A 25,761-nucleotide genomic window follows, 5' to 3' on the forward strand; every position below is an offset into this window, starting at 1 on the left:
CGCCGGATCCTACCACACTGTCTTGTTTTTTTTATTAAGAGGCTCCCCCGCCCGCATATCACCACCCTGATTGCCGCCGGCAGCGCAAGATGTTTAAAAGGGCCGGGCGCAGCCCCCCGCTTCGGTGCCCTCCGTGGCGGACGGGCCTCCGGCACCGAATGCCGCCGAGACCGCCGCCTCGATCCGTGATTTCCTGCGCGAGGATCCCGCCGGGACCCCGCCGCAGGCAGCGTCGGCGGCGCCCTCGCAGGGCGGGGATCGCCACCCGAACGAGGGCGCCGCCGCCTTCGGCCGGCCCATCTCCGATGTGCTCAGCGCCGCAGACATCGCGAGCATCGGCCGTGAGGCTCCCGCCGCGCCGGCCCCCGCCGCGCCGCCTGCCGCCGAGACGCCCGCAGCCCCGGTGCCGTCATCCGCCCCCGCGGAGCCCCGCGCTCCCGGGGTCGAACCCGCGCGGTCGGAGGCTTCCGAGCCCGAGGCCGCCGACGCAGCGCCCGAAGCGGGGTCGGGCGGCCTCGACGACCTCCTCGAGCTCTGGCCGGAGCTGCTGGAGGAGATCCTGCAGCAGGACCGCGAAGCCTGGAACGCCGTGCGGGTCGTCACCCCCCTCGCCCTGGAGGGGGACGTGCTGACGGTGGGCCTCGCCTCGCAGTCGGACCTCGCGGCGTTCAAAGCGGCGGGAGCGGGCCCGCTGCGCGACACCATCCACGCCGCGACCGGGGTGCAGGTCAAGTACGTGCCCAAGCGCGTCGCCGCCCGGGCAGGCGGCGAATCCCGCGCCGTCGGCGGGCAGCAGCGCGAGCCGCGGTCCGACACTGAGGAGTCTGACACTGCGGGGCCTCACACTGCGCAGCACGACCGGGGCGGTGCCGCCACGCCCGCCGCAGCACCCGCGTCCGAGTCGGACGACCCGGTCGCCCGCGCCGCCGCACGCCTGAGCGCGCTCGGCCCGGCCCTCGCAGCGCCCGCGTGGGCGGGGCCCATGCCGGGCGAGCCGTCCTCCCCGGAGACGGCGGCCCCGGCGCCGCACGCCCCGTCGTCGCCAGGCATCTCCGAGACCGGGCCGCGAGCGCCGCTCACCGAAGCGACGGCCCCGGCTCCGGCCACGACCCCCGCTCCGGCGGCAGCTCCGGTTCCGGCGGCAGCTCCGGTTCCGGCGGCAGCTCCGGTTCCGGTCGCGCCGAGAGCAAGAGCGACGCCCGACGCCGGCGAAGCCGGTGTCGACCGCTACGCCGACGCCGACCCCTACGACGACCCCTACGAGGGAGGGGACCCCTACGCGGGAGCCGCGGGTCCCGCGCCCGTCGAACTCGGCACGCGGGCGGCCCCGGAAGCGCCCGCTCCCCGGCCCGCCGCACCTTCTGCGGTTCCGACGCCTCCGGCTGCCTCGGCGCAGGCGGCTGCGGCCCCGGAACCCCCGGCGTCCGTCGCTGAGGGCCGCTCCGCTCCGGCGTTCACCCGCTACGGCGAGGCGGTGGTGCGCGAGGTGCTCGGCGCCCGCTTCGTCGAGGAACGTCCGCTGCCGCAGCGCGCCCCGATGATCCCCTGAGCCGGCCCCCCGTCTCTTTTACACATCTGACGCCGCCGACGATATGCCGGGGGTGGGGGTCCCGCGAGGAGACCACCGTGTACGACGGCATCGTCCAAGACCTCATCGACGAGTTCGGCAGGCTTCCGGGCATCGGCCCCAAGTCGGCGCAGCGCATCGCGTTCCACATCCTGCAGACGCAGAACTTCGACGTCGCGCGGCTCGCGGAGCTGCTCGTCGAGGTCCGCGAGAAGGTGCGCTTCTGCGAGGTCTGCGGCAACATCACCGAGCAGGAGCGCTGCGCGATCTGCCGCGACCCACGCCGCGACCAGGGCGTCATCTGCGTCGTCGAAGAGCCCAAGGACGTGGTCGCCATCGAGCGCACCCGGCAGTTCCGCGGCGTCTACCACGTGCTCGGGGGAGCGATCAGCCCGATCGACGGGATCGGCCCCGACGATCTGAGCATTCCCGCGCTCATGCGCCGCCTCAGCGTGGGCAGTGGCGAGGAGCCGGTGCGGGAAGTGATCATCGCGACCGATCCGAACCTCGAAGGCGAGGCGACGGCCGCCTACCTGTCACGTCTGCTCACCAGCATCGAGATCCCGGTCTCGCGCCTCGCCTCGGGCCTCCCCGTCGGGGGCGACCTGGAGTTCGCCGACGAGGTGACCCTCGGCCGCGCGTTCGAGGGCCGCCGTCGCGTCGAGTAGGGCGATCCCGCGGCCGGGATCCGGCGATCCCGCGCGGAGCACCCCGGGTCGTGATGCGCGCCCGTCCGGCCATCATGCGCGAGGCCAAGCGGCATACGCCGTTCCGATAGACTGGCGTCTTGCAGCAGACTTGAGGAGGGGCCCGCGTGGCATTGATCGTGCAGAAGTTCGGGGGGTCATCCGTCGCCGACGCCGAGAGCATCAAGCGCGTCGCCAAGCGGATCGTCGAGGCCCGTCGCTCCGGCAATGAGGTCGTGGTGGCGGTGAGCGCGATGGGCGACACCACCGACGAACTGCTCGACCTGGCCGCCGAATGCACCCCGATTCCCGCGCCCCGCGAGCTCGACATGCTGCTCACGGCAGGCGAGCGCATCTCGATGGCGCTGCTCGCCATGACCATCAAGGGGATGGGCATCGAGGCGCTGTCCTTCACCGGCAGCCAGGCGGGGATGATCACGACCGCGGAGCACGGTTCCGCGAAGATCGTGGACGTCACCCCCGGCCGCGTGCGCGAGGCGCTCGACCAGGGCGCCGTTGCCATCGTCGCCGGCTTCCAGGGCTTCAGCCGCGACTCGCGCGACATCACCACCCTCGGCCGCGGCGGCTCGGACACCACCGCCGTCGCGCTCGCCGCGGCGCTCGGCGCCGACGTCTGCGAGATCTACACCGACGTCGACGGCGTCTTCACGACCGACCCCCGCATCGTCCCGCTCGCGCGCAAGATCGACGCGATCACGGCGGAGGAGATGCTGGAGCTGGCCGCGTCGGGTGCGAAGGTGCTGCACCTGCGCGCCGTCGAGTACGCCCGCAGGCACGGCGTCGTCCTGCACGTCCGCTCCTCGTTCTCCGACGAGCCGGGCACCATCGTCTACGACCCCGCCAAGGGGCATCCGAAGGGAGATCAGGTGGAAGAGCCGGTCATCACTGGTATCGCGGCCGAGAAGAGCGAGGCGAAGGTCACCATCGGCGGCGTGCCGGACGCTCCGGGCAAAGCCGCCAAGATCTTCGAGATCGTCGCGAAGACCCACGCGAACGTCGACATGATCGTGCAGAACGTGTCGGCCGCGCAGACCAACCGCACGGACATCTCCTTCACGATCCCGCTCGGCGATGGCCGCCGCGTGATCGACGCGCTGGAGGCCGAGCGCGAGACCCTCGGCTTCGAGAGCCTGCAGTACGACGATCAGATCGCGAAGGTCGCGGTCGTCGGGGCCGGCATGCGCACCAGCACCGGCGTCTCCGCTCAGCTCTTCCGGGCCCTCTACGAGGCCGACATCAACATCGAGATGATCTCCACCTCCGAGATCCGCATCTCGGTCGTCACGCGCGCCGACCTCATGGACAAGGCGGTGCGGGTGCTGCATACCGCCTTCGGTCTCGACGCCGACACCGAGGCCACCGTCTACGCCGGCACCGGACGCTGAGGAGCATCGACATGGCAGCAGAGCAGGGATTCAACGTCGCCGTCGTCGGCGCGACCGGACAGGTGGGCGCCGTCATGCGTCGCCTCCTCGCCGAACGGGAGTTCCCGATCGCGAGCATCCGCTTCCTCTCCAGCGCCCGCTCCGCGGGGACGCAGCTGGAGTTCCAGGGCGAGCAGATCACCGTCGAGGATGTCGACACCGCAGACAAGAGCGGCATCGACATCGCCCTCTTCTCCGCCGGCGGCGCCGCGTCGAAGCAGTACGCGCCGCAGTTCGCCGAGGCCGGTGCGATCGTCATCGACAATTCCAGCGCGTGGCGACTCGACCCGGCCGTTCCGCTCGTGGTGAGCGAGGTCAATCCGCACGCGATCGACGACATCGTCTCGGCGGGACGCGGGATCATCGCGAACCCGAACTGCACCACCATGGCCGCCATGCCGGTCATGAAGGCCCTCGACGCCGAGGCAGGTCTCGAGCGCCTGATCGTCACCACCTTCCAGGCCGTCTCGGGCTCGGGACTCGCCGGCGCCCGGGAGCTGGCGGGGCAGGTCACCGCGGCCGTCGAATCGGGCGGGATCGAGAAGCTCGTGCACGACGGCGCCGCAGTCGACTTCCCCGCCCCGGAGATCTACACGAAGACGATCGCCTTCGACGTGCTCCCGCTCGCCGGATCCCTCGTGGAGGACGGCCAGGGCGAGACCGACGAGGAGAAGAAGCTCCGCAACGAGAGCCGCAAGATCCTCGAGCTGCCCGAGCTGCGCGTCGCTGGCACCTGCGTGCGCGTGCCCGTCTTCACCGGTCACTCGCTGTCGATCAACGCCGAGTTCACGCGCCCCATCAGCGCCGACCGCGCCCGCGAGGTGCTGGCCGGCGCCCCGGGCGTCGAACTGAGCGATGTCCCGACGCCGTTGGAGGCCGCGGGGCAGGATCCCTCGTACGTCGGCCGCATCCGGGAGGACCAGTCGGCACCGGAGGGGCGCGGGCTCGTGCTCTTCATCTCGAACGACAATCTGCGCAAGGGCGCGGCGCTCAACGCGGTCCAGATCGCGGAGCTCGTCGCGGCGAAACTCGCTGCGTAGCGTCGCGCGTCACACCGCACGGGGGGCGGATCCGGTCGGATCTCGCCCCCCGGTGCGCATTCGCAGCAGGGCAGCAGGCCCGCACCTCGGTGCTGAGTCCGTGCCTGTGAGCCCGTCCCTTCCCGCGCGGCCGGGGCATGAGCACCCAGCGGCTCAGTGCGGACGCGCCGGGCTCCGGCCTCGCCGTCCCCGGCTCAGCGCGGGGCTTCGAGGGTCAGCAGCGAGGCCTCGGGGCGGCAGGCGAAGCGCACGGGTGCGTAGATCGAGTTGCCGAGGCCTGCGCTCACGTTGAGGAACGCCGCGCGGTGCGCGTCGTACCACACGCTGAGCCCGCGAGCCTGCGCCGTGGGCAGGTCGCAGTTCGCGGTGAGCGCGCCGACGCCCGGCACGCGCACCTGGCCGCCGTGGGTGTGGCCGGCGAGGATCAGCTGGGCGCCGTCGTCGAGCAGCTCGCCGAGGGCCGCCTGGTACGGCGCGTGCACGACCCCCACCCGCAGGGACTCCGGCTCCGGGCCGTCGACGCCGTCCTCGGCGTAGATCGTGGCGAGTGCGTCGCGCATGGCCGAGGCGTCGTCGTAGCGGATGTGGGGGTCGTTCAGCCCGAGCAGCTCCAAGCGGGTGCCGCGCAGCACGAGCCGGGCCGCCGAGTTGTTGAGGTCGATGGCGCCCAGATTCGTGAACTCCGCCGCGAGCCCGGCCGCGTCGAGATCGGGGGTGCGGGTGCTCTTCCGGCTCGGCTCGGCGAGGTACTTGAGCGGGTTCTTGACGATCGGCCCGTAGTAGTCGTTCGAGCCGTGCACGAAGACCGTGGGCGTCGACTCGATCAGGGGGGCCAGCGCGCGCACCAGCCCCGCCTTCGCGTCGCGGTGCCCCATGAGATCCCCGGTGAGCACGAGCAGATCGGGGTTCAACGCCGTCAGTGCGCGGACCCACCGGATCTTGCGCGACTGCCACGGCGCGAGATGCAGATCCGAGAGCTGCAGCACCCGGAGCGGCGGAGCCCCCTCGGCAAGGAGGGGGAGCGCGTGCCGCCGCACGGTGAAGAGCTGCCGCTCGACGAGGGTCGACCAGGCGAGCACTCCCGCCGCGGTCAGCCCGAGGGCCGCCGCGGCGGGGCGCCGGAGCCGCCCGGCGATCAGTCGTCGTCCTTGTTGCCGCAGGCCAGCGTCAGGGTGACTCCGGCGTCGGGCCGTGCCTCCGAACCGCTCTCCGGGCTCACGGAGACGACGCGGTGCTTCTTGGGATCGGGCTTGCCCGATCCCTCGCAGGTGAAGCTCACCTGCGAGAATCCCGCGCCCTTCAGCGTGGCCTCGGCGTCGCGTCCCAGGGCGCCGACGAGGCCGTCGGGCACCTTGTCCGCTTCGCCGTTGCTGCGGTAGATCGTGACGAGCGTGCCGAGCCCGGCGGAGGAGCCGCCCTCGGGGTCGCTGCGCGCAATCTGCCCGCGCGCCACCGAGGAGTCGACCTCGCCGCCGTCCGCCACGTCGAAGCCGAGCTGCGTGAGCATGGAACTCGCCTCGTCGAAGGACTTGCCCTTGACATCCGGCACGGTCACCATCGTCTGCTGGACCGAGGCCGCGGACGGCTCGGGGAACGCGGTGCCGCCGTACTTCTGATCCGCCACGTTCATCATGGCCGGCCAGATCGTCTGGTCGGCATACATGAGCCCGCCGAACGGCTGCGTCGAGACCCGGCCCCAGCTCCCGTCCCAGAGCTGCGTGGGGCCCGCGTTACCGACCCAGGTGGCGGTCGCGACCGTGCTGCTGGCGCCCGCGGTCCAGTTGTCGACCACGTCGTCGGTGGTGCCCGTCTTGGCGAGGTGCGGGATGCCGAACGGAGAGTTCGCGTGCCGCGCCAGGCCGTTCGTCACGGTGTACTGCAGGGCGTATGCCACGCCGGCCGCAACCTCGGGCGCGATGCCCTCGGTGCACTTGCTCTTCGTGAACGGGACCTGCTCGTCGTCGGGGCCCACGATCTTCTCGATGGGCACGGGCGTGCAGACTGTGCCGTTGCCGGCGAATGCGGCGTAGGCGCTGGCGACCGTGATCGGCGCGATCTCGTCGACGCCGCCGTAGACGTTCGAGGGCACCATGGTCAGGTCGTAGGGGTCACCGTGGAGGGTGGGGTTCTTGTTGGTGCCCACGAGCTCCTGCGCGACCGCACCGGCGTCGGCTTCCTCCTGCGTCCACACCGGCTGCGGCGAGGCTCGGTGCAGCCCCAGCTTCTGGGCGGTGGAGAAGGTGTCGCACAGGTCCATCTTCTGCTGCATCGACACGAGACCGCCGTTGACCGAGTTCGCGATCGCGGTGAGCACCGGCTGGTTGCCGCGCGTGCCCTCGTTGTCGTTGGTGAAGCTGAAGGAACCGTAGCTGTAGACCCCGTCCGGCATGCACGAGGCCCGGAAGGACTGGTAGGGCACATTGGAGCGACTGCTCACGTTGACCACGTCGCGGACCGAGTGCCCCGTGCGGATCCACTCGGCGAGGGTGACGGGCTTGAAGGTCGAGCCGATCTGGAATCCGCTCGAACCGCCGTAGTCGAAGTCGGTGTTGTAGTTGATGCCCGTGAAGTCGGGATTGGCGTCGAGGAACTCCTGAGCGTTGTTGAACGGCCTGTTCTGCACCATCGCGAGCACCTTGCCGGTGCCCACCTGCACGCTGACGCTCGCCCCGCCCACATTGATGCCCGGCATGTTCGCGGGAACGGTGGAGCGCATCGCCTCGTTGCCCGCGGCCTGCATGTCCAGGTCGAGGGTGGTGTAGATCTGATAGCCGCCGCGCGCGAAGTTGAAGGCGCGGTCCTCCGGGGTGTCGCCGAAGTTCGGGTCCTGGCGGATGTAGCGCTGCACGAAGTCGCAGAAGTGGCCGGCGCCGAAGTTCTTCTCCGCGAGGAAGCAGCCCTGTTCGCGCGGCTGGATCTTCGGCTCGACCGGAGTCTCCACCGCTTCGTCGTACTGGGCCTGGGTGATCTTGCCGTGCTTGAGCATACTGCCGAGGATCTTGTCGCGCCGCTCCTTGTTGGCGGCGAGATTCTCCTCCACGTCGAGCTGATACAGCGAGGGATTGTTGACGATCGCCACGAGGCTCGCGGCCTGCGCCAGCGAGAGATCCTTCGCCGAGGTGCTGTAGTAGTACTGCGCCGCCGACTCGATGCCGTAGATCGTGCGGCCGAAGAGGGCGATGTTGAGGTAGCCGAGCAGGATCTCGTCCTTCGGGTACTTCTTCTCGATGCTGATCGCGTAGCGCATCTCCTGCAGCTTGCGATCCATGCTCTGCTCCATGGCCTTCTTGTAGGCCACGTCCCGCTCCTCCTTGTCCGGGATCGCGTAGGCGTCCTGGATGAGCACGTTGCGGACGTACTGCATGGTGATGGTCGAGGCTCCGGAGAGGTTCTGCCCGGTCGCGTTCTGCAGCACGGCACGGCCGCTCGCGAGGACGTCGACGCCGCCGTGCGTGTAGAAGCGGGGATCCTCCTCGGCGACAGCGGCGTCCTTCACGAACTGGGAGATGTCGTCCCAGCCGACCATCTTGCGATCCTGATCGTAGAACTCGGCCAGCTTGTGGACGGTGCCGTCGGATCCGGTCGCGTAGATGGTCGACGGTTCGGCCAGTCGGCCCGGATTCAGGTGGTTCGGCAGCTTCTCGAAGATGTTGATCGCCGACGACGTGGAGATGCCGCTGAGGGCGACCACGGGGGTGACGGCGGCCGTCACGAGCACACCGGCGATGGCGCTCATGGCGACGGCTCCGAGGATGCCTCCGAGGGCACCACCCGCGCTGCGCGGCTTGAAGGAGCGCACGCGCGAGGACTGTGATGTCTGACGGGTCATAGACTCTAGGGTAAGCGACGTTGCTGACAAAAAGTCCCGTCAGCCATGCCGGCGGACTGCGTCGCCCACCCATCGACACCGACCACTGAGGGAGATTTTCACGTGAGTGAGACGAGCGAGGCTCCGCGCTGGGAGTACTTCGTGACGCCGCTGCTGCTGCACAACGAAGCCCAGATCCTGAACAACTGGGGAGCCCAGGGCTGGGAACTCGTGCAGATCATCGAGGGTCCCGCCGGTGGCAATGTCGCATATCTAAAGAGGAAGGCCTGAGATGGCGTCTGTGATCGAGGAACGGCTGAGCGAGCTCGGCTTCGAGATTCCCCAGGTGGCCGCGGCCGTCGCCGCCTACGTCCCGGCCATGCGGGACGGCGACTACGTGCTCACCGCAGGACAGCTGCCCTTCGTCGAGGGTGCGCTGCCCGAGACCGGCAAGGTGGGCGAGGGGCCCGGCCTCGTCTCGCCGGAGCGGGCGGCGGAGCTGGCGCAGCTGTGCGCGCTCAACGCGCTCGCCGCGGTGCGCGGGGTCGTGGGTTCGCTGGACCGGATCACGCAGGTGGTCAAGGTGACCGCGTTCGTGGCTTCCGATCCCGCGTTCACCGGTCAGCCCGCCGTGGCGAACGGCGCCTCCCTGTTCCTGGGCCGTGTCTTCGGCGATCTGGGGATCCACGTGCGCTCGGCGGTGGGCGTCGCGGTGCTGCCGCTCGATGCGCCGGTCGAGATCGAGTTCGTCTTCAAGGTCGAGGACTGACGCAGCTGAGGCGCGCCCGACGCGAGTGAGGAGGGGCGGATCCCGATCCGGATCCGCCCCTCCTCGTGTGTTCCGCGTGCCGCGGGTCCCGCCGGCTGAGTGCCGCGGCTACTTCCCCAGTTCGCCGCGCATGCGGGCCGAGATGGTCTGCATCACGGCGGTGTCGGCGAGGGTGGTGGTGTCGCCGATCTCCTTGCCCTCCGCCGCGTCCTTCAGCAGGCGGCGCATGATCTTGCCCGATCGGGTCTTCGGAAGCTCGCCGACCACGAACACCTGCCGGGGCCTGGCGATCGCGCCGATCTGAGCGGTGACGTGCTGCCGCAGTTCGACCTCGGCGCCCTCCGGCGTGAGCAGCTTCTGCTGCGACTTCAGGATCACGAAGGCGACGACGGCCTGGCCGGTGGTCTCGTCGTCGGCTCCCACCACCGCCGCCTCGGCGACGGCGTGGTGCTCCACGAGCGCCGACTCGATCTCGGCGGTGGAGAGCCGGTGCCCGGAGACGTTCATCACGTCGTCCACGCGGCCGAGCAGCCAGATGTCTCCGTCGTCGTCGTAGCGGGCGCCGTCACCGGCGAAGTACTGGTCGCCGAACTTCGACCAGTAGGTGTCCACGAAGCGCTGATCGTCACCCCAGATGGTGCGCACCATCGAGGGCCAGGGGCGCTGCACCACGAGGAGGCCGCCCTGCCCGTGATCCACCTGCTCGCCCGCTTCGTTCACGACCGCCGCCGTGATCCCCGGCTGCGGCACCTGCGCGCTGCCCGGCTTGAGCGCGGTCAGGCCCGGCAGCGGGGAGATCATGATCGCGCCGGTCTCGGTCTGCCACCAGGTGTCGACGATGGGGGCGGTGCCGGCGCCGATCACGTCGCGGTACCAGCGCCACGCCTCGGGGTTGATCGGCTCGCCCACGCTGCCGAGGACGCGGATCGACGAGAGGTCGTACTGCTCGGGCACCTGGCGTCCCACCTTCATGCAGGCGCGGATCGCGGTGGGCGCGGTGTAGAAGATGGTCACACCGTACTTCTGGATGATCGACCACCAGCGGCCCCAGTCCGGCGTCTCCGGGGTGCCCTCGTAGATCACCTGCGTGGCCCCGTTGGCGAGCGGGCCGTAGACGACGTAGCTGTGACCGGTGATCCAGCCGATGTCGGCGGTGCACCAGTAGACGTCGCTCTCCGGCTTCAGGTCGAAGACGTCGCGGTGGGTGGTGCTCGCCTGCGTGAGGTAGCCGCCGCTGGTGTGCAGGATGCCCTTCGGCTTGCCGGTGGTGCCCGAGGTGTAGAGGATGAACAGGGGGGTCTCAGCGGGGAAGCCGCGGGGCTCGTGGGCTCCGTCGAAGGCGGTGATCTCCTCGTGCCACCACAGATCGCGGCCCTCCTGCATGGAGACCTCGTTCTCGCCGCGCCGCACCACGAGGACCCGCTCGACGGTGCTGCCGCCGCCGTGCAGGGCGAGGGCGTCGTCGACGGTGGGCTTCAGCGCGGAGACCCGGCCCTTGCGGTAGCCGCCGTCGGCGGTGATGACGAGCTCGGCGCGGGCGTCGTCGATGCGGGCGCGCAGGCTCTCCGCGCTGAAGCCGCCGAAGATCACGGAGTGCGCCGCTCCGAGCCGCACGACGGCCAGCATGGCGATCACCGCCTCCGGGATCATCGGCATGTAGATCGCGACGCGGTCCCCGGCCTCCACGCCGAGGCTCGTGAGCATGTTCGCCGCGCGCTTCACCTCGTGCGTGAGCTCGGCGTAGGTGATCGTGCGGGTGTCGCCCGGCTCGCCCTCGAAGTGGATGGCGACCCGGTCGCCGAGGCCGGCGGCGAGGTGCCGGTCGAGGCAGTTCGCCGCGACGTTCAGCTCGCCGTCCTGGAACCACTTCGCGAAGGGGGGATTGCTCCAGTCGAGCGTCTCCGTGAACGGCTTCGTCCAGCTCAGCCGCTGTGCTTGCTCGGCCCAGTAGGCTTCGGGATCCTCGGCCGCCCGCCAGTACACGGACGGGTCGTTCACATTCGCCTGGGCCCGGAACTCCGCCGAGGGCGGGTAGCTCTCCACCTCCTCGCCGTGGTGCAGCGGGTGGCTTTCGATGGTGCCGTTCTCGTCAGTCATGGACGCCCTTGTCTGTTCGCTTGCGTGTTTCCCGTTCCCGGCCCCGCGCAACTGGCTGAACGCATCATTGGAGGGAGCCGTGCACTCCCCAGCGTATACCGTTGAGGCGAGCGGGCCAGTGCCTGTGCTCCGCTCACAGGGGTGAAATTCGGACGTTTTTCCGCGAGTTGTTCGGGAGGGCCGGGGGCGCGCACCACCGCACTGCCGCTGGTGCTTCCCTGGGGGCATGAGTCCCGTTCACCCGCCGCATGCCGCCGCCGGCTCCGGGGTGACCTCCGCCGCTGCGGGCGGCGCCGGACCGCCGGAGGCGGCCGGCCGCGGAGCGGACGTCGCAAGCAGCCGCACGGCAGCACTCGCGCCCGCGGCCCGGCGCGCCTTCGGATCGCTGCTGCCACTGCTCGACGACCCGCGGCTGCGCGACCTGCTCGTCCATGTGAGCCGGGGCGTCGGCCGGGTCTGGCTCGACCGTGGCGGGCTGCCCGAGCCCCAGGAGGAACGGCGCCTCGATCCGGCGGAGGTGCGGCGGATCGCCGTCGAGCTGGTGGCTGCCGGCGGCCGTCACCTCGATGAGCTGCACCCCTGCGCAGATGTGCGGCTCGGCGACGGGATCCGCGTGCACGCGGTGCTGCCCCCGGTCGCGGCGGGCGGCGCCGCGGTCTCGATCCGCGTGCCCCGCGTGTCGCCGCCCGGCCTCGACGAACTCGTGCGCGCGGGACTGTGCTCCGCAGCCCTGGCCGGCGAACTGCGGGGAGCGGTGCGCGCCCGGCGCAATCTGCTCGTCACCGGCGGCACCGGCAGCGGCAAGACGACCGTGCTCGCCGCGCTGCTGGAGCACGCGCACCCGCACGAGCGCATCATCGTCATCGAGGACGTGAGCGAGCTCAGGCTGCGCCACCCGCACGTGGTGTCGCTCGAGGCGCGGCAGGCGAGCTCCGAGGGGGTGGGGGAGGTCGGCCTGGACAGGCTCCTGCGCGAATCGCTGCGCATGCGCCCCGACCGGATCGTGCTGGGCGAGTGCCGGGGCGCGGAGATCTCCACGCTGCTGGGTGCACTGAACACCGGCCACGACGGCAGCGCCGGCACCCTGCACGCCAATCGGCTGCGCGATGTACCGGCCCGCCTCGAAGCGGTCGGGGCGCTCGCGGGGCTCGCACCCGAGGCGCTCGCCCGTCAGGCCGTCTCCGCCCTGCACGGCGTGATCCACCTGGACCGGGGAGACGGGCCGCCGCGCATCGCGGGGCTCGGCCGGCTCGCGCTCACTCCGAGCGGTCTGCTCCGGATCGAGGCGGTGGGGTCGTGAGCGGGGTCGTGTCGCCGCGACGCCGCCGGTTCGGGTGGCCGCCTCGCGATGACCCTGGTGCGGCGGCGGAGTGCGCTCGGCGGTGCGCCTCGCTGCTGCGCGGCGGGGTCCCGCCGGGGCGCGTGTTCGCGGGGATGCTCGGCGAGGAGCCCCGCTCCGGTTCCGGGCCGCCGGTCTCCCCCTCAGCTCGGGGGTCGCCGGGCGAGCGAGGGGCGCCGGGCGAGCGAGGGGCGCCGGGCATGCCGGGGGCGCCGGGCGCGCGAGGGGCGCCGGGCGAGCGGGTGCCGGGCGAGCACGGGGCGCCAGCCGAGCACGGGGCGCCCGCCGAGCACGGGGCGCCCGCCGAGCGAGGGCCGTCAGCCGGCTCGGGATCGCCGAATGCAGGAGGGACGCCGAAGGCGCAGGCCCGCGTCCGCGACCGGGCGGAAACCGCGAGTGCGGTGCGGCGCATCGCGGAGCGCCGAGCGCGCGGAGCCTCGCCTGCGGAGGCGATCGCCGCTGAGGACGGACCGGAGTGGCGGGTGCTCGCCGTCGCGTGGAGCCTCGCCGAGGAGAGCGGCGGTGCGCTCGCTCGCGCCCTCACGCGCATCGCTGCGGCGCTGCACGCCCTGGCCGCGATCCGCGAGCGCCGGCGTGTGCTGCTCGCGGCCCCCCGCGCCACGGTGCGGCTGCTCTCGGTGCTCCCGCTTCTCGCCCTCGCCTTCGGGTGGCTGACCGGCCTCGACCCCTTGCCCGTGCTGCTCGGCCCCGCCGGTGCGCTGCTGCTGCCGGGCGGGGGGCTCTTGCTGCTGCTCGGGATCGCCTGGAGCGGGGCCATGCGGCGCCGGCTCGAACGGGCGGATCACGTTGCGGGACTGGAGCTGGAGCTCCTGTGGATCGCGCTCGGGGGCGGGGCGCATCCGGACGACGCGACGCGCCGGGTCGTGGCGCAGGCGGATCGCTTCGGAGCGGAGTGGGTGCCCTTCGAGGCATTCACGCGGCGCGCTCCGCTGCGCTCGGTGGCCGGCGCGGCAGAGCGCACCGGCACTCCGCTCGGGCCGCTCCTCATCGCCGAGGCCGGCGCGCTCCGGGGCCGTGCGCAGGCGGAGCTCGAGCGAGAGGCGGAGCGGCTCGGGGTCCGGGTGCTCCTGCCGATGGGCCTGTGCGTGCTGCCGGCCTTCATCCTTCTCGGCGTGGTTCCCGTCGTCCTGGCCATGCTCGGAACCACCTGAGGCCCCCGGACGGTCCTCGCCGTCACGGAACCGCCTCGGAGCCCAGCGGGTCAGCCGTTCGGCCCGGAGCGTCGAGACTCGCGCAGCTGCCCGCGAAAAAGATCCGGGATCGTGCGTCACGTTTCGACGTTCCGTCCGTCCTGACAGGTGAGGGAGGTTGCTGCTTTCACCGCACCGATCCGCCGATACTTCCCGTGATGAAGCAGGAACCTCCCTCGCTCAAAAAACTCTCACGAACGTTCGTCACGAAACCCGCGTTCCGGAGTGTTCATAGGTGCACGGACGCGTTTGGGGACGTGCACCGACCGTATTCATCGGAATGAGGGATTGATGCCTGAGAAAGAAACCGCGCACCGGAGAGTGCGCAAGGTGGGTCCGGGAGCCGCCGTCGGCGCTCTCGCGCTCATCGCGGGGCTGCTCGTCGTGCCACCGGCTCACGCGGAGGAAACCACCCCGCCCATCGCACAGGATGCCGAAGCCACGCCGGGGGGCGGAGCGACGCCGCGGGAGGCGGCTGAGGAGGGGGCTGAATCCGATTCGAAGCCAAAGAGCGAAGTGGCTCCTCACGAAGACGAGGCGCCCCCGCACGGCAGGGCCGGGGCGGATGACGCGCCGAGCCTCGCTCCGCTCGCCGCGGGCGATGGCGTCCTCACCTTGACCGTCGCTCAGCAGACCGGAACGGGGCCGTTCCAGGACAACGACGACGCTGGAAACGACTCCGGTCCGGACAACACCATCGTGCGCACCAACGACACCGTGAGCTACAACGTGGGCATCCGGTACGAGGGCGAAGACCAGACCCAGCCGAGAATCGGCTTCACGCTCCCGCAGGGGCAGGAACTCGTGTCCCTTCCCCCCTTCTGCCTGCCAGGCTCCACGGTGACGCCCGAGACGATCCCCGCTCCCGCTGTCCCCCTGACAGCGACGTCGTGGACCGAGCTCCCGTCGCAGACCGTCACCTGCCTGCTGGAGGACCAGGCTGCGGGCACCTCCCTGAACTACCCCTTCATCTCCGTGGTGCGGTCCGAAGTCCCGAACGGCACCGAGATGGATGCGCCGACGTTCTCGGTGTCCACGAACGAGGTTCCCGAAGCCGTGACGATCGCTCCGGAGCCGGTCACCGCTTCTGCGACGCCTCGCTTCGACCTTTCGAAGCGAGGATCCGCGACGCAAGCGAACCAGGGTCCGCTGTTCCAGGGCACTGCGGCATGCCCCGACGACTCCGGGCGGATCTGCCGGACGATCGCGTACCCGATGACGCTGACGGTCCCGGCGAGCGGCAAGGGAGTCGCACCGCTGGCGAACCCCATCATCTTCGAGGACAACCTCGACCCTGCGACGTTCTTCGGCGCCGAAGCCTGGGCCGAGATGATCGCCAAAGCCGGGAGCGAATCCGCTGCGAGACAGGCCTATGCTCCCATGCTCTCCTGGTGCGGAGCAATCACGGCAGGATCCGGCTTCCGCGGATCGCTTCCGTTCTCCGACATTGCGACGGGTGACCAGACGAACTCCGTGCGGGATAGCGGCACGGTGACGTGCACCTCGCCGGGGGCTGGTCAGAACGCGGTCATCACGATCACGGACATGGACACCAGCGCAGTGACCGTGCCCACGAAGACGGGCAACGGCAATGCCCTTCCGGCAAACACCGGGTACGTGTTCTCGTATGAGATCGCCATCGCAGTGCCGCAGGACGCGGTATTGGACATCGGGGCTGACGGGGAAGGCAACTACACCCTCGACACCCACAACGAGTTCACCAATGTCCAGATGACCAGCATCGACGGTCAGCAGAACAGCGACGATCCAGCCAACAACTCGCGAGACGCATCGATTCGCCTGCAGATCACCGGCGGCTTCGACAAGAGCTTCACGGGAATCTACGGGCAGCCGGGGAACACCCCCGCACCTCAGTTCTCAAACGGACCTATTTACGAGGGTCTGCCGGGCTCGGGTATTCGCAAAGACGGCAACACGGTCGTCATGCCGGGGCAGGCCGTCCAAAGCGTCATGAGCATGAACGAATCCGCGGTGGCGGGTTCGGGAACGGAGTTCTCGCGCACGCACGTCTCCTGCGACGTGTGGGACGCGGACCGTCTCGCCCTCGCCGCCCACCCCGACTGGCGGGGGACCTACACGAACCTGCCGAGTAACGGCGAGCCCGTGTTCCCCTCCTATTATTCGCAGGGCAACTCGCAGCCCGGCCGCGCGCATCTGGGCACCGCCGCTTCGACCTTCAAGAACATCAAGATCGAATACAGCAGCGGACCCGCCGGTCCCGGCGCAGACTCCGACTGCTCCACGGGCACCTGGTCGACCAACCCGGACGACATCGTCGCACCCACGACCGACGGCTTCGGCCGGACTGTGTGGAACGGGATCAACCGGGTCCGCATCACGCTCAACACCGAGTATCCGGCCGGGAACCCCGCGGCCGGCGGCGGACTCGATTTCGCCATCGCCCAGGTCGTGCTCGATTCCGACAAGACCGAGCCGATCGGCAACTGGGCATCTCGCGAGATCGCCAATGGCGTGAAGTCGACATCGGAAGCGCTGGATACCGCAGTCACGAGCAACGTTCCAAGCTACGACCCTGACACCCACGCGGGTTCGCTGGGCGATCGCCTCATCCAGGGCGAAGCGATTGTGCGGGTGAAGAAGTACGTGCAGAACCCCACGACGGGTGAATTCGTCGACTCCGTGGCGCCGCAGTTCACCGCAGGGGCTACGGTCAACTACCGGCTGGATCCGTCCCTGTCGACCTCGGTTCCCGTGGAGGGGAACACGGCCGAGGTCGTCGTCGAGGATTGCCTCCCGCAGTATCAGGTGTTCAGCGCCGCGGTCCAGGGTGGCAGCGCGCTTGAACCGGAGGTGGCGCAGATGGGTGCCCCCGACGGCTCTGAGCTCGCCTGCCCGGATGACCGCCAGTATGTGCGATGGAACCTGGGCAAGCACGCGATCGGGGAACCGATCGAGCCGATCGTGGTGAGCGCCGAGGTGCTCGACGTCGCGCGCAACGGGACCTACACGAACGATGTGATGGTGTCGTCACCGGTGGATCAGAGCCCGGCGAGCGTCCGTGACGACGATGTGCAGCTGCAGCTCGTCGTACCGACGGGGATCAAGATCTCGAAGACGGTCGATCAGCCGGTCCTCGAAGTCAACCCTGACGGTATTACGAACCCTCGATCGATGCTGTGGAGCGTGTACTTCGCGAACATCGACGCACCGGGCGAGGTCACGAACGTGGACGTCATCGACGTTCTCCCCGTAAACGGGCAGAACGGTTCCGCCTTCGACGGTCAGCTCCGTTTCGACAGTGCGACCGTCGGCGCAGGCTCAGGGATGACCATCCTGTACACCTCAGATGCTGGATTGAATGCTGATCCTGCGCACCCCAGCAACACCGCTTCGGGTGCAACGGTGTGGTGTGACGCGGTTACCGGAGCCGTGGTCTCCGGGAGTGGTTCCGCCGCAGACTGCCCGCAGTCTGCGGGCGAGGTCACCGGGCTTCGCTTCTTGCGAGCAGGCCCCTTCACGCCCGCGGACGACTTCCGGGTCGACATCGCGATGACGCCTCTGGGAAACGCTGGTGGTGACGTGTACCGAAACATCACTGCTGGACGCGCTGACGGTGTTTCGCAGGGTGTGGGTCCTGCGGCACGGACTGTGGACATCATCTCGTCGTCGATCGGTGACCGGGTGTGGGAGGACGCCAATAGCAACGGAATCCAAGATGAAGGCGAGCCCGGCATTGCCGGGTTCTCCGTCAAGCTTGTCGGCACCGACGTTGACGGCAACGCAGTATCGCTTGAGACCGTGACGGACGAGAACGGACGGTACACGTTCACGAATCTCGCCTCGGGCACGTATCGAGTGATCTTCGATCCCAATGGGCTGAACTCGAACACCCAGTTCACCACTCAGCACTCTGGGAGCGATGCTGCCATCGACTCCGATGCTGACCCGGTGAACGGCCAGACGCAAGAGTTCACTCTCGGAAAGGACACGGAAGATCTCACGCTGGATGCCGGCGTGGTGATCGACCGCAACGTCGACATCGTGCTCGACAAGAAGTACCTCGGCGCGACAGACCTGGACGAGGATCGTCACTCCACGGTGACGTACGAACTCGAGGTGACGAACCATGGCACCGCTGAGGGCCCCTATGACCTCACGGACACGCTGAAGTTCGGCGGCGACATCACGATCGATGACGTCACGGTGGCAAACGCCGCTCCCGGTGACATCGCGACGAACCCCGGATTCGACGGGCAGAAGGACACGAGCGTCGTCTCAGGGGCGGTCCTCCCCGGCGGCGCGACGCACACCTACCTGGTGACCGTGGAAGCAACCGTGGAGACGACGATCACCACGGAGGAATCCGAGTGCGCCATCACCGAGACAGAATCGGGGAGCGGCTTCCTCAACGAGGCCGAGCTCTCGATGAACGGCGAGACCTGTCTCTATACACATCTGACGCTGCCGACGATATGCCGGGTTGAGTGATTGGGGGGGGCCCTGTTATTTATAAAAAAAAAATAGTGACAATGTCACCACAGTAGGTCCTTGTGGCACCCCGTCCCCGGTCTTCCCGTGACGGGTGGACAGCTGATGGGCGGCGTCGCGGGTGCCGCGGTGCTGCTCCTCGCGGCGGGCGCCGGAGTCCTGGCGATGGTGCGGCGGCGCCGACCGAGCCGCATCGAGTAAGCCCTCCGCGGCGGCGGGGCCCTCGCCCCGCTGCCGCGGAATCGCCCGTCCTCCGCTCCGTCATCGTGCGCCGTCATGATCTCGGGCGAAGGGCTCACGCCCTCCGCTGGCCATCTCCCCACCTCCCCCGATGGTCAGCGGAGTCCCCCTCCGCGGTGGCCGATGGAAGCCTCCAGCCTCCAGCCTTCGGCATCCGGGGACGACAAGAAAAGGAAGCCGCTTGCGACCGTCCGGCTCCACGAACGACGACGCTCCTCGCCCGAGCGACCACGGGGCGTCCTCCCGAACCGTCACGCTCGTCCTCGCGTACCTCGCGCTCCTGCCGATGTCGCTGATCTGGGGGCTCTTTCTCCTGCTCCTCGGCGCCTCCAGCGGCGCAGGAACGATGGCTGCCGTGCTGCCGATGATCGCGTACCTCTGCACGGGGTGGGCCTGGGGGCTGATCGCAGGCATCGCGCTCGTTCGCGCGACCGGGCGGCGGCACGGGCGTCACGCCACCGTCGTCGCGGCCACCGCGCTGACGTTCGTCGTGCTCGGCGCATTCATCCTCGTGCCTCGCTGACGAAGCTCCGGGGACCCGCACGCCGCGGCTGTGCGCCGTCACTCGCAGACGGCCGCAGGCGTGACCACTCTCCAGGGCGAGTACCGGCCGTCCGCCCCGAGGAGGCGCATCTCGATGAGCACTTCGGCCACTTCGTGATCTTCGAGCCCAGGCCACTTCGAGAGCGGGGTGAGCTCAGGCGTCCACCACCAGGGATCGGGCTCGGGGTCGGTCCCCGTGAAGACGTCCTCGTAGCTGACGCCCTGGGCATCGGTGATCGTCGGGTATTCGATGAGCTCGACCGGCGTGGAGGATCCGGGGGGAGTGATGCGCGCCTTGATGGCACCGGCGTGGCTTGCCGTGCCGATGAGGCGGAATCCCTGGCCCGCATCGTCGACGTAGCACGCGAATCCGACGTTGAGCGACGGGTCGGATCCGTCCGCGGTCTCCGAGCCCTCATCCGGGCTCCCGCCGCCGTCGGCACCGGTGTCCGGGCCGGTGCTGTCGGCGCCGCCGAGGGCATCCGCATCCGAGTCCGCGCCCCCATCGTCTCCGGCGCCGTTCCCCGAACCATCCGACGCACTGTCGCCGTCTGCGGAGACCCCGCCCTGCGCGTCCCCTGCGGACTCGCCGCCGTTTTGCGCCGTCCCGCCGGGGCTGCCGTCGCCGCTCGCGCTGGAGGAAGCGGGGGCGGGACCACCCGAAGCTGCGCTGTTCCCGGACGAGCCGTCCGCTGCGCGATGGTCGGCGCTTCCGTGGCCGTCCGGCTCCCCGACGGGTCCGCGCGCAGATGCGGGGGTCGTGTGCGCGTCATCGCCATCGTCGCCGTCTTCGTCGCGGGGTCCGGAGGCCCCGAGGTGGCCGTTCGGCGACGAGTGGTCCGCTCGTCGCGACTCCGCCCGATCGTCAGCGCGCCCCGCGGACGCCGCCTCGGTCGCGGGCTCATGATGGAAGCCGGAGGCGATGACAGGGCTCACCGCACCGACCGGGGAGAGCAGCGCGGCGGCTCCGGCAAGCCCTGCGGCTGCGACCGCTGCAATGGAGGCGGCGGCGAGGACGTCCTGCGCGCGTCCGGGGACGTCAACGGCGAAACGCTTGGTGCGGGGAGCGTGCGCCTGCGCGGCGGAGCTGGCCGAGGGATCGAGGACCGCGACCGCGGGGCCGCCGACGCCGAGGAGGACCGTGATGAGCACCAGGGCGAGCCTGCGGTTCAGGGTGTCGAGTTCACCTGCCGCACGACTGCACGCGTCACAGTGCGCGAGGTGCGCCGCGATCGCTCGTGAACGTCTCGCGGGCAGCTTGCCGCGCGTGTATCGTTGCAGCTCCTGCAGTGCGGCCCGGCACTCGGCACGTACCGGAGACCGGAGCACGTGGGCTTCGGCCCAGGCGGACCTGAGTGCCTCACGAGCCCTGATCGTGAGAGCCGAGACGCCGTTTGCGGATATTCCGAGAAGCACCGCGATCTCTCGCGGGGGAAGGCCCTCCACCTCGCTGTACCAGAGAACGGCCTGCCAGCGGGGCGTCAACGAGGCGTAGGCGGTCGCCGCAGCGGACTCGTCGAAGGCGGCATCCTCCCACGGGGCGCCGCTCATGTCCGCGGGGAACAGGTCGAGCAGATCGCTCGCTTCCTCTGCCGGGTGAGCGCGGTCGTAGGCGATGGAACGGATGACGCGGTAGAGGTAGGGACGGAACGCGCCGTGGGGCCCGGCGCCGCGCCGCACCGTCTCGAAGATCTTGAGGAAGGCCTCCGAGGCGACATCCTCGGGATCGAGCCGTGGAGCGATGCGCCGCGCCGCGTGCAAAGCGGCACCGTGGTGGCGCTCCCACAACTCGGCGACGCCCGCGTCGTCTCCTGCACGCCACGCCGCGAGCAGCTGCTCGTCCGAACTGGGAAGCGAATCTGGCACCGTGCGTCCTTCCCTGCTCCGTGGTGCGGCCGCGAAGCGCCATGGCGTGTACTTTCGCATCGGGGGGCACCCAGCTGTGCTGGCGACCTCCGGCCCGTCGCAGGGCGACTCCGCAGGAGGCCGGGTTCAGTCTGAGCCAGAACCCATGCAGAATCCCGCCGTGCGGGAGAATTCACCCGCGGAATTCACCCTCGCCACCTCACTGTCAACCGCAGCCGGTCGTCGTCCACATCGGCGGGTTCTGCGTCTTCATGCGGTTTCTGTCCACAGATCGTGCAGGGGCGCGCACCGCTCGGCCAAGCCGTCGGAAGATGGAGCGACCGGCACCGGCCGGGAGCCGTGCCCGAGGAAGGGAACCCCCGTGAACACCAGACTCCATCTCGTCTCAGATCGCAGCGAGCGAGGCCGCGCGCGACCGCCGGCCGGTGCGAGCAGCGGCGAGCCCCCGGGGCCGCGGAACCGGAGCCAGACCGGCGAGCGCTCCGGCGCACCGCGGCCCGCCCTCCCGCTGAGCCACCCCGCCGTCGCGGCCGCCGCCGGCCGGCCGGCGCCGCGCAGCTCGCGCCGGCGACGCACCGCGCGGGAGCTGCGCAGATTCCTTGCCGAGGAGCGCGGCGCGGTCACCGCCGAGTACGCCATCGTCATCATGGCCACAGTAGTGGACCTAGAGCATACTTCTGTCAAAATGACCACGTGACTTCCTCGAAGACCAGCATTCCCCGCGTTGCGATCTACGCACGTCAGAGCGTCGAGGAGGACCAGGGCATACGGCAGCAGCTCGATGACGGCCGGAAGCACGCGGCGGATCACGGCTGGACTGTCGTGCACGAGTTCTCCGACAACGACACGTCGGGCAGCAAGGAACGTGGCCCGAAGACGGACTGGGCGAGGATGCTCAGCGCATTCGACGAAGACGAGTTCGACACGCTGATCGTCACCGAGACGTCGCGTCTCACCCGCAGCCTGACCGACGTCCTGGACGTCACTCCTCCTCGGCGTGCGATGCGGGTGATCGTGATCCGCCAGGGCATCGACACCCTCGTCGCCGACTTCCAGCTCAAGCTCCTCGTGCTCGTGGCGGAGAACGAGGTCAAGCTGAAGGCCCAGCGGGCGGCCCGCTACGCGGCCGACCGTCGGAAGGTGGGTCATCCGACGTCGGGCAAGACGCCCCACGGCTACCGCTGGGTGCCCGCAGGACAGCGGGACGAGAGGGGGACGCGTTACGTCGTCGACGAGGCCGAGGCCGAGGACGTGCGTCAAATCTTCAGGGAGTTCCTCGCCGGCGCGACGCTCGGCCAGATCGCCAGGGACCTCACCTCAACGGGACGCCTCACGCGCAAGGGTGCGCGCTGGCATTCCTCTACCGTCCGTCGGGTTCTCATGAACCCCCTCTACGCGGCCCTCCTTCCGCCGGCACAGCCGACAGGCCAACACAGCATGGCCGCGATCGATCTCGAAGCCTGCACTCCGGGAGCTTGGCAGCCCATCGTGACGCGAGACGACATCGTCGCTGCCCGGAGCCGGCTCGTCGGCGTCAAGCCCATGCACGCCGGCACAGCCCGACGCTGGCTCCTCGCCGGCATCGCCCTCTGCGGCGTGTGCCGCAAGCCCGTGAAGTCCTCGCGCCCCGTCAACCACCCCACCCCTCGTAAGGATGGATCGGTCGCACCGGCACAGCGCTACCACGGCTATCGGTGCCATTTCAGTCGCAACGGTGACGTGATCGACGAGTTCGTCTCGGAGCTTTGCATCCAGCGTCTCTCGCAGCCGGACGCCGTCGACCTCCTCACTCCGCCCGACGACGAGTTCGACCTCCCCGCCCTGCACACGCGTCGGGACGCTCTGCAGGCGGAACGGAAGAACGTCTTCGCGTTGATCGGTAGCGATCCGTCGAGGCTCGCGGCCGCTCAGGATCGTCTCGAAGAGCTGGAGGAGCAGCTACGCGAGGTCGACGCCGTCATCGCGAAGGCCGCGGAACGGCACCCCCTCGCTGATCTGATGGGCGTCGAGGACGTCAGGGCATGGTGGGAGAGCCGCACGCTCGCGCGTCAGCGGGCGATCGTACAGCTCCTGATGACCGTGGTGATCAAGCCGGTCGGCATGGGCCACCGCCCGCGTCGTCCCCAGGACGTCCTCGCGTCGCTGGAGATCACACCGTTGATCTAACTGAACCGCATCGTCGGATAGAGGCTGCCGAGGTCGACGGAAGTCCTCGAGCTACGCAACATTTCGCGAACTTGGCGTCCGTGACATTGAGCTCAGTCGTTTCTTCACAGCAGCAGCACGGTGCGGTGTCGTCAGTGAACCGAAGCGCGGGGAGACATGAACTATCTCGTAACTTCCGCCGCCAACCCATGACATCGTCGAGGTGATGCCCCCGCCATCAGTTCCGTCGATAACTCGATCCAAACGAGGAACGATGAAGTCCAGCACCGTTTGGGTGTTTCGCTCAGCAAGAATCCAACGACGCCGCATCTTGTGCGCCGTCGAAGCTGTCGTCCCACTTCCACCAAAGATGTCGACGACGAGTTCCCCGGGGTTCGTGGCGATGTGAATAATCCGCTCCAGAAGAGTTTCCGGCTTCGGCGTGTCGAACACCTCCTGATCTGGGAAGAGCGCGAGTAGATGACGCTTGGCCTCATCGTTTGTCCCGGTGTCGGCAGAACCCCACACCGTAAAGGGGACAAGGCCACGAAGTTGGTGGGCGAAGAGCTTGATCCGGGGCGATCCGTCGCCGCCCTTGGGGAACCAAATTCGATCCTCAGCCAGCAGTTCCCGATACGTGGGCTCAGTCGCGTACCAGGATCGGCCACGAGGTGGTCGATGCACGATGCCCGTCGGAGTCACGATGTCGTACTGCTGGGCCTTGCGATAACCGGGAGCCGTAAACGGCGCATCTGCCCAGGGGCCTCTAGGGTCATCGTCGCGATTGCGAAGGTTCGCCTCGTCTTTTGCGAGGAGGTTCCGTGAGGTCTTCCAGCGTTTTGGGCCGCTGGGCGCGTAGACGAGAATCGTGTCATGGTTCGAAGAAAAGGCCGCCCGTGAGTCCCTGGTGAGCTTCTTCTGCCAGATGACGGACGCGACGAACGCTTGCTCACCGAAGACTTCATCCATGATGGCGCGCGCACGGTGAACTTCTGCGTCGTCAAGATGCACCCAAACGCTCGCGTCTTCGGCGAGAAGCGGCTTCAGCGCCTCGAGGCGATCACGCATCATGCTGAGCCACTTAGAGCGAACCATCGAATCGTTGTACTGACGGAAGTTCACCTGTGTGTTGAAAGGTGGGTCAATATAGACCAATCGGATGCCGCCGGCCAACACTGACGTGTTCTCGCGGAGCGATTCGATGACGTCCAGTCCGTCCCCAACCGCAACGATGTTCGAAGTACTGCCCAAGACTCCGTCGGTGAGCTGCTCGAACTTCAAGGCGTGCTCAAGCCGCCGATCGTGTGGGTCCACCCACTCGTAACCGGTCAGGCCCGATGCGCGGAGCGACAGCTCCTTGTTCGGCCACACGAGCTGTACGTCTGTCATCTCCGCCTCAGTTCCGATGGCACAGCGAGCCCCTGAAGGTCAGTGGATCCGCGTCTACTAGACTCTCATGATCGTAAGTGAACTCCTAGCCGACACGAGGACCATCATGACCTCCAGCTCCTCAGCGGCCGCCGCCGACGTCGCGGCTAACTCGAAAGCGACGAAGCCATTCGTTCGATGGGCTGGGGGGAAAACGCGGCTCCTGCCCAAGATCCTCCCGCATGTCCCTGAGCGCTTCGAAAACTACTTCGAACCATTCCTGGGCGGCGGGGCGATGTTCTTCGCGGTCCAAGATCGCATCACTGGGCGAGCTCAACTCGCGGATCTCAATGAACATCTTGTGGCCGCATGGATTGCGATGCGGGACCACCAGCTGGAGCTGCGACCGCTTCTCGAGTGGTACCGCGAACGCGACTCGAAGGAGTTCTACTACGAAGTGCGTGCGAGCGTACCCGAAGGTCTTGTCCCGCGTGCAGCGCGATTCCTTTACCTCAACGGTGTCTCTTGGAATCATCTCTGGCGAGAGAACTCCAAGACCGGCGCTATGAACGTGCCGTGGGGCGATCGCGTGTTCAAGAGCTTCGACGACGAAACTTTTCAGCGTCTTGAGCGATCGCTGCAGCTCGCGGACGTGCATGCGGCCGACTTCCGCGAGGTGCTCCGCAATGCCAAAGCGGGCGACTTCGTCTACCTCGATCCTCCCTACCTGCCGGTCTTCACCAAGTCCGACGTCGAGAAAGAACCCACCTCGAAGTTCAATAAGTACACCGCGAAGGTTTTTGGCGAGTCTGACCTACGCGAGCTGGCGCAACTTTGTGGAGACCTGACAAGCCGCGGCGTCAAATGGGTGATGTCCAACCGCGACACACCGGGCGTCCGAGAGCTGTTTCCCGATGCTGACATCATTGGGTTTACGACACGTCGCTCCGTCGCTGCGCAGAGTCGACGGAAAGTTGAAGCCGGCCACTCGCCGGAAGCTATCGTCATCGGAAGGTAAACAGCGTGGTCGCATCTCCGGTTGAAGCTGTATGGGTCTGGTTCTATGGCGGCACTAACCAAAAATGGACGTACGGTCGCTTCGGGAAGAGCGGTTTCACCAAGGATCACCTCCAGATCAAAGATGAAGCCGCAGGTCCTGTCCAGGCC

General features: G+C 68.8%; 18 protein-coding genes. 13 read left to right on the plus strand and 5 right to left on the minus strand.

The window, feature by feature from the left end:
• Positions 1-133 precede the first annotated feature (133 nt).
• From B4915_RS14520 to B4915_RS10835, 4 genes are all read left to right on the plus strand, one after another.
• A complete protein-coding gene (locus B4915_RS14520) occupies positions 134-1,549 on the plus strand; it encodes a hypothetical protein (protein WP_146120082.1) in 1,416 nt (471 codons plus the stop codon).
• Between the two features lie 77 nt (positions 1,550-1,626).
• Positions 1,627-2,235 carry a recombination mediator RecR gene (gene recR, locus B4915_RS10825; RefSeq protein WP_105805840.1) on the plus strand — a complete coding sequence of 203 codons (609 nt, stop codon included), beginning with the start codon at positions 1,627-1,629 and terminating at the stop codon, positions 2,233-2,235.
• 146 nt (positions 2,236-2,381) lie between these two features.
• The gene (locus tag B4915_RS10830) at positions 2,382-3,659 is read left to right on the plus strand and encodes an aspartate kinase (protein WP_105805841.1); all 1,278 of its coding nucleotides are present in this window, start codon (positions 2,382-2,384) and stop codon (positions 3,657-3,659) included.
• Positions 3,660-3,670: 11 nt separating this feature from the next.
• A complete protein-coding gene (locus B4915_RS10835; RefSeq protein ID WP_181158551.1) occupies positions 3,671-4,738 on the plus strand; it encodes an aspartate-semialdehyde dehydrogenase in 1,068 nt (355 codons plus the stop codon).
• A 194-nt stretch (positions 4,739-4,932) separates the two neighbouring features.
• Here the strand turns inward: B4915_RS10835 and B4915_RS10840 are convergent, their stop codons facing one another.
• On the minus strand, positions 4,933-5,817 hold the full coding sequence (locus B4915_RS10840) for a metallophosphoesterase (RefSeq protein WP_245907461.1): 885 nt from the start codon (positions 5,815-5,817) through the stop codon (positions 4,933-4,935).
• Positions 5,818-5,873: 56 nt separating this feature from the next.
• A complete protein-coding gene (locus tag B4915_RS10845; protein ID WP_245907462.1) occupies positions 5,874-8,567 on the minus strand; it encodes a transglycosylase domain-containing protein in 2,694 nt (897 codons plus the stop codon).
• A gap of 102 nt (positions 8,568-8,669) precedes the next feature.
• On the opposite strand from B4915_RS10845, the gene sp36 reads away from it, so the two are divergent.
• Together sp36 and B4915_RS10850 are read left to right on the plus strand one after the other, a co-directional pair.
• A complete protein-coding gene (gene sp36, locus B4915_RS14525; protein ID WP_146120083.1) occupies positions 8,670-8,837 on the plus strand; it encodes a Sp36 family protein in 168 nt (55 codons plus the stop codon).
• Between the two features lies 1 nt (position 8,838).
• Positions 8,839-9,315 carry a RidA family protein gene (locus tag B4915_RS10850; RefSeq protein WP_105805844.1) on the plus strand — a complete coding sequence of 159 codons (477 nt, stop codon included), beginning with the start codon at positions 8,839-8,841 and terminating at the stop codon, positions 9,313-9,315.
• A 108-nt stretch (positions 9,316-9,423) separates the two neighbouring features.
• On the opposite strand, the gene acs is transcribed toward B4915_RS10850, so the two are convergent.
• A complete protein-coding gene (gene acs / locus B4915_RS10855) occupies positions 9,424-11,412 on the minus strand; it encodes an acetate--CoA ligase (protein WP_105805845.1) in 1,989 nt (662 codons plus the stop codon).
• Positions 11,413-11,638: 226 nt separating this feature from the next.
• Between acs and B4915_RS10860 the strand changes: the two genes are divergently transcribed.
• From B4915_RS10860 to B4915_RS10875, 5 genes are all read left to right on the plus strand, one after another.
• Positions 11,639-12,712, plus strand: a complete 1,074-nt coding sequence (locus tag B4915_RS10860) for a TadA family conjugal transfer-associated ATPase (RefSeq protein ID WP_105805846.1) — start codon at positions 11,639-11,641, stop codon at positions 12,710-12,712.
• 239 nt (positions 12,713-12,951) lie between these two features.
• Positions 12,952-13,923 (plus strand): type II secretion system F family protein, encoded by a 972-nt coding sequence (locus B4915_RS10865; RefSeq protein WP_245907463.1) that lies wholly within the window; start codon positions 12,952-12,954, stop codon positions 13,921-13,923.
• A gap of 330 nt (positions 13,924-14,253) precedes the next feature.
• On the plus strand, positions 14,254-18,432 hold the full coding sequence (locus tag B4915_RS10870) for an SdrD B-like domain-containing protein (protein WP_105805847.1): 4,179 nt from the start codon (positions 14,254-14,256) through the stop codon (positions 18,430-18,432).
• A 60-nt stretch (positions 18,433-18,492) separates the two neighbouring features.
• Positions 18,493-18,633 (plus strand): LPXTG cell wall anchor domain-containing protein, encoded by a 141-nt coding sequence (locus tag B4915_RS14530; protein WP_146120084.1) that lies wholly within the window; start codon positions 18,493-18,495, stop codon positions 18,631-18,633.
• Positions 18,634-18,853: 220 nt separating this feature from the next.
• The gene (locus B4915_RS10875) at positions 18,854-19,195 is read left to right on the plus strand and encodes a hypothetical protein (protein ID WP_105805848.1); all 342 of its coding nucleotides are present in this window, start codon (positions 18,854-18,856) and stop codon (positions 19,193-19,195) included.
• 38 nt (positions 19,196-19,233) lie between these two features.
• On the opposite strand, the gene B4915_RS10880 is transcribed toward B4915_RS10875, so the two are convergent.
• Positions 19,234-21,081 (minus strand): sigma-70 family RNA polymerase sigma factor, encoded by a 1,848-nt coding sequence (locus B4915_RS10880; RefSeq protein ID WP_181158552.1) that lies wholly within the window; start codon positions 21,079-21,081, stop codon positions 19,234-19,236.
• 693 nt (positions 21,082-21,774) lie between these two features.
• Here B4915_RS10880 and B4915_RS10885 point away from each other — a divergent pair.
• Positions 21,775-23,247, plus strand: a complete 1,473-nt coding sequence (locus tag B4915_RS10885; protein ID WP_181158553.1) for a recombinase family protein — start codon at positions 21,775-21,777, stop codon at positions 23,245-23,247.
• Between the two features lie 51 nt (positions 23,248-23,298).
• On the opposite strand, the gene B4915_RS10890 is transcribed toward B4915_RS10885, so the two are convergent.
• The gene (locus B4915_RS10890; protein ID WP_105805851.1) at positions 23,299-24,615 is read right to left on the minus strand and encodes a site-specific DNA-methyltransferase; all 1,317 of its coding nucleotides are present in this window, start codon (positions 24,613-24,615) and stop codon (positions 23,299-23,301) included.
• 106 nt (positions 24,616-24,721) lie between these two features.
• On the opposite strand from B4915_RS10890, the gene B4915_RS10895 reads away from it, so the two are divergent.
• Entirely contained in the window at positions 24,722-25,612 is an 891-nt protein-coding gene (locus B4915_RS10895; protein WP_105805961.1) for a DNA adenine methylase, read from the plus strand.
• Positions 25,613-25,761 lie beyond the last annotated feature (149 nt).

The sequence above is a fragment of the Leucobacter massiliensis genome (assembly GCF_002982315.1).
GTDB lineage: Bacteria > Actinomycetota > Actinomycetes > Actinomycetales > Microbacteriaceae > Leucobacter > Leucobacter massiliensis.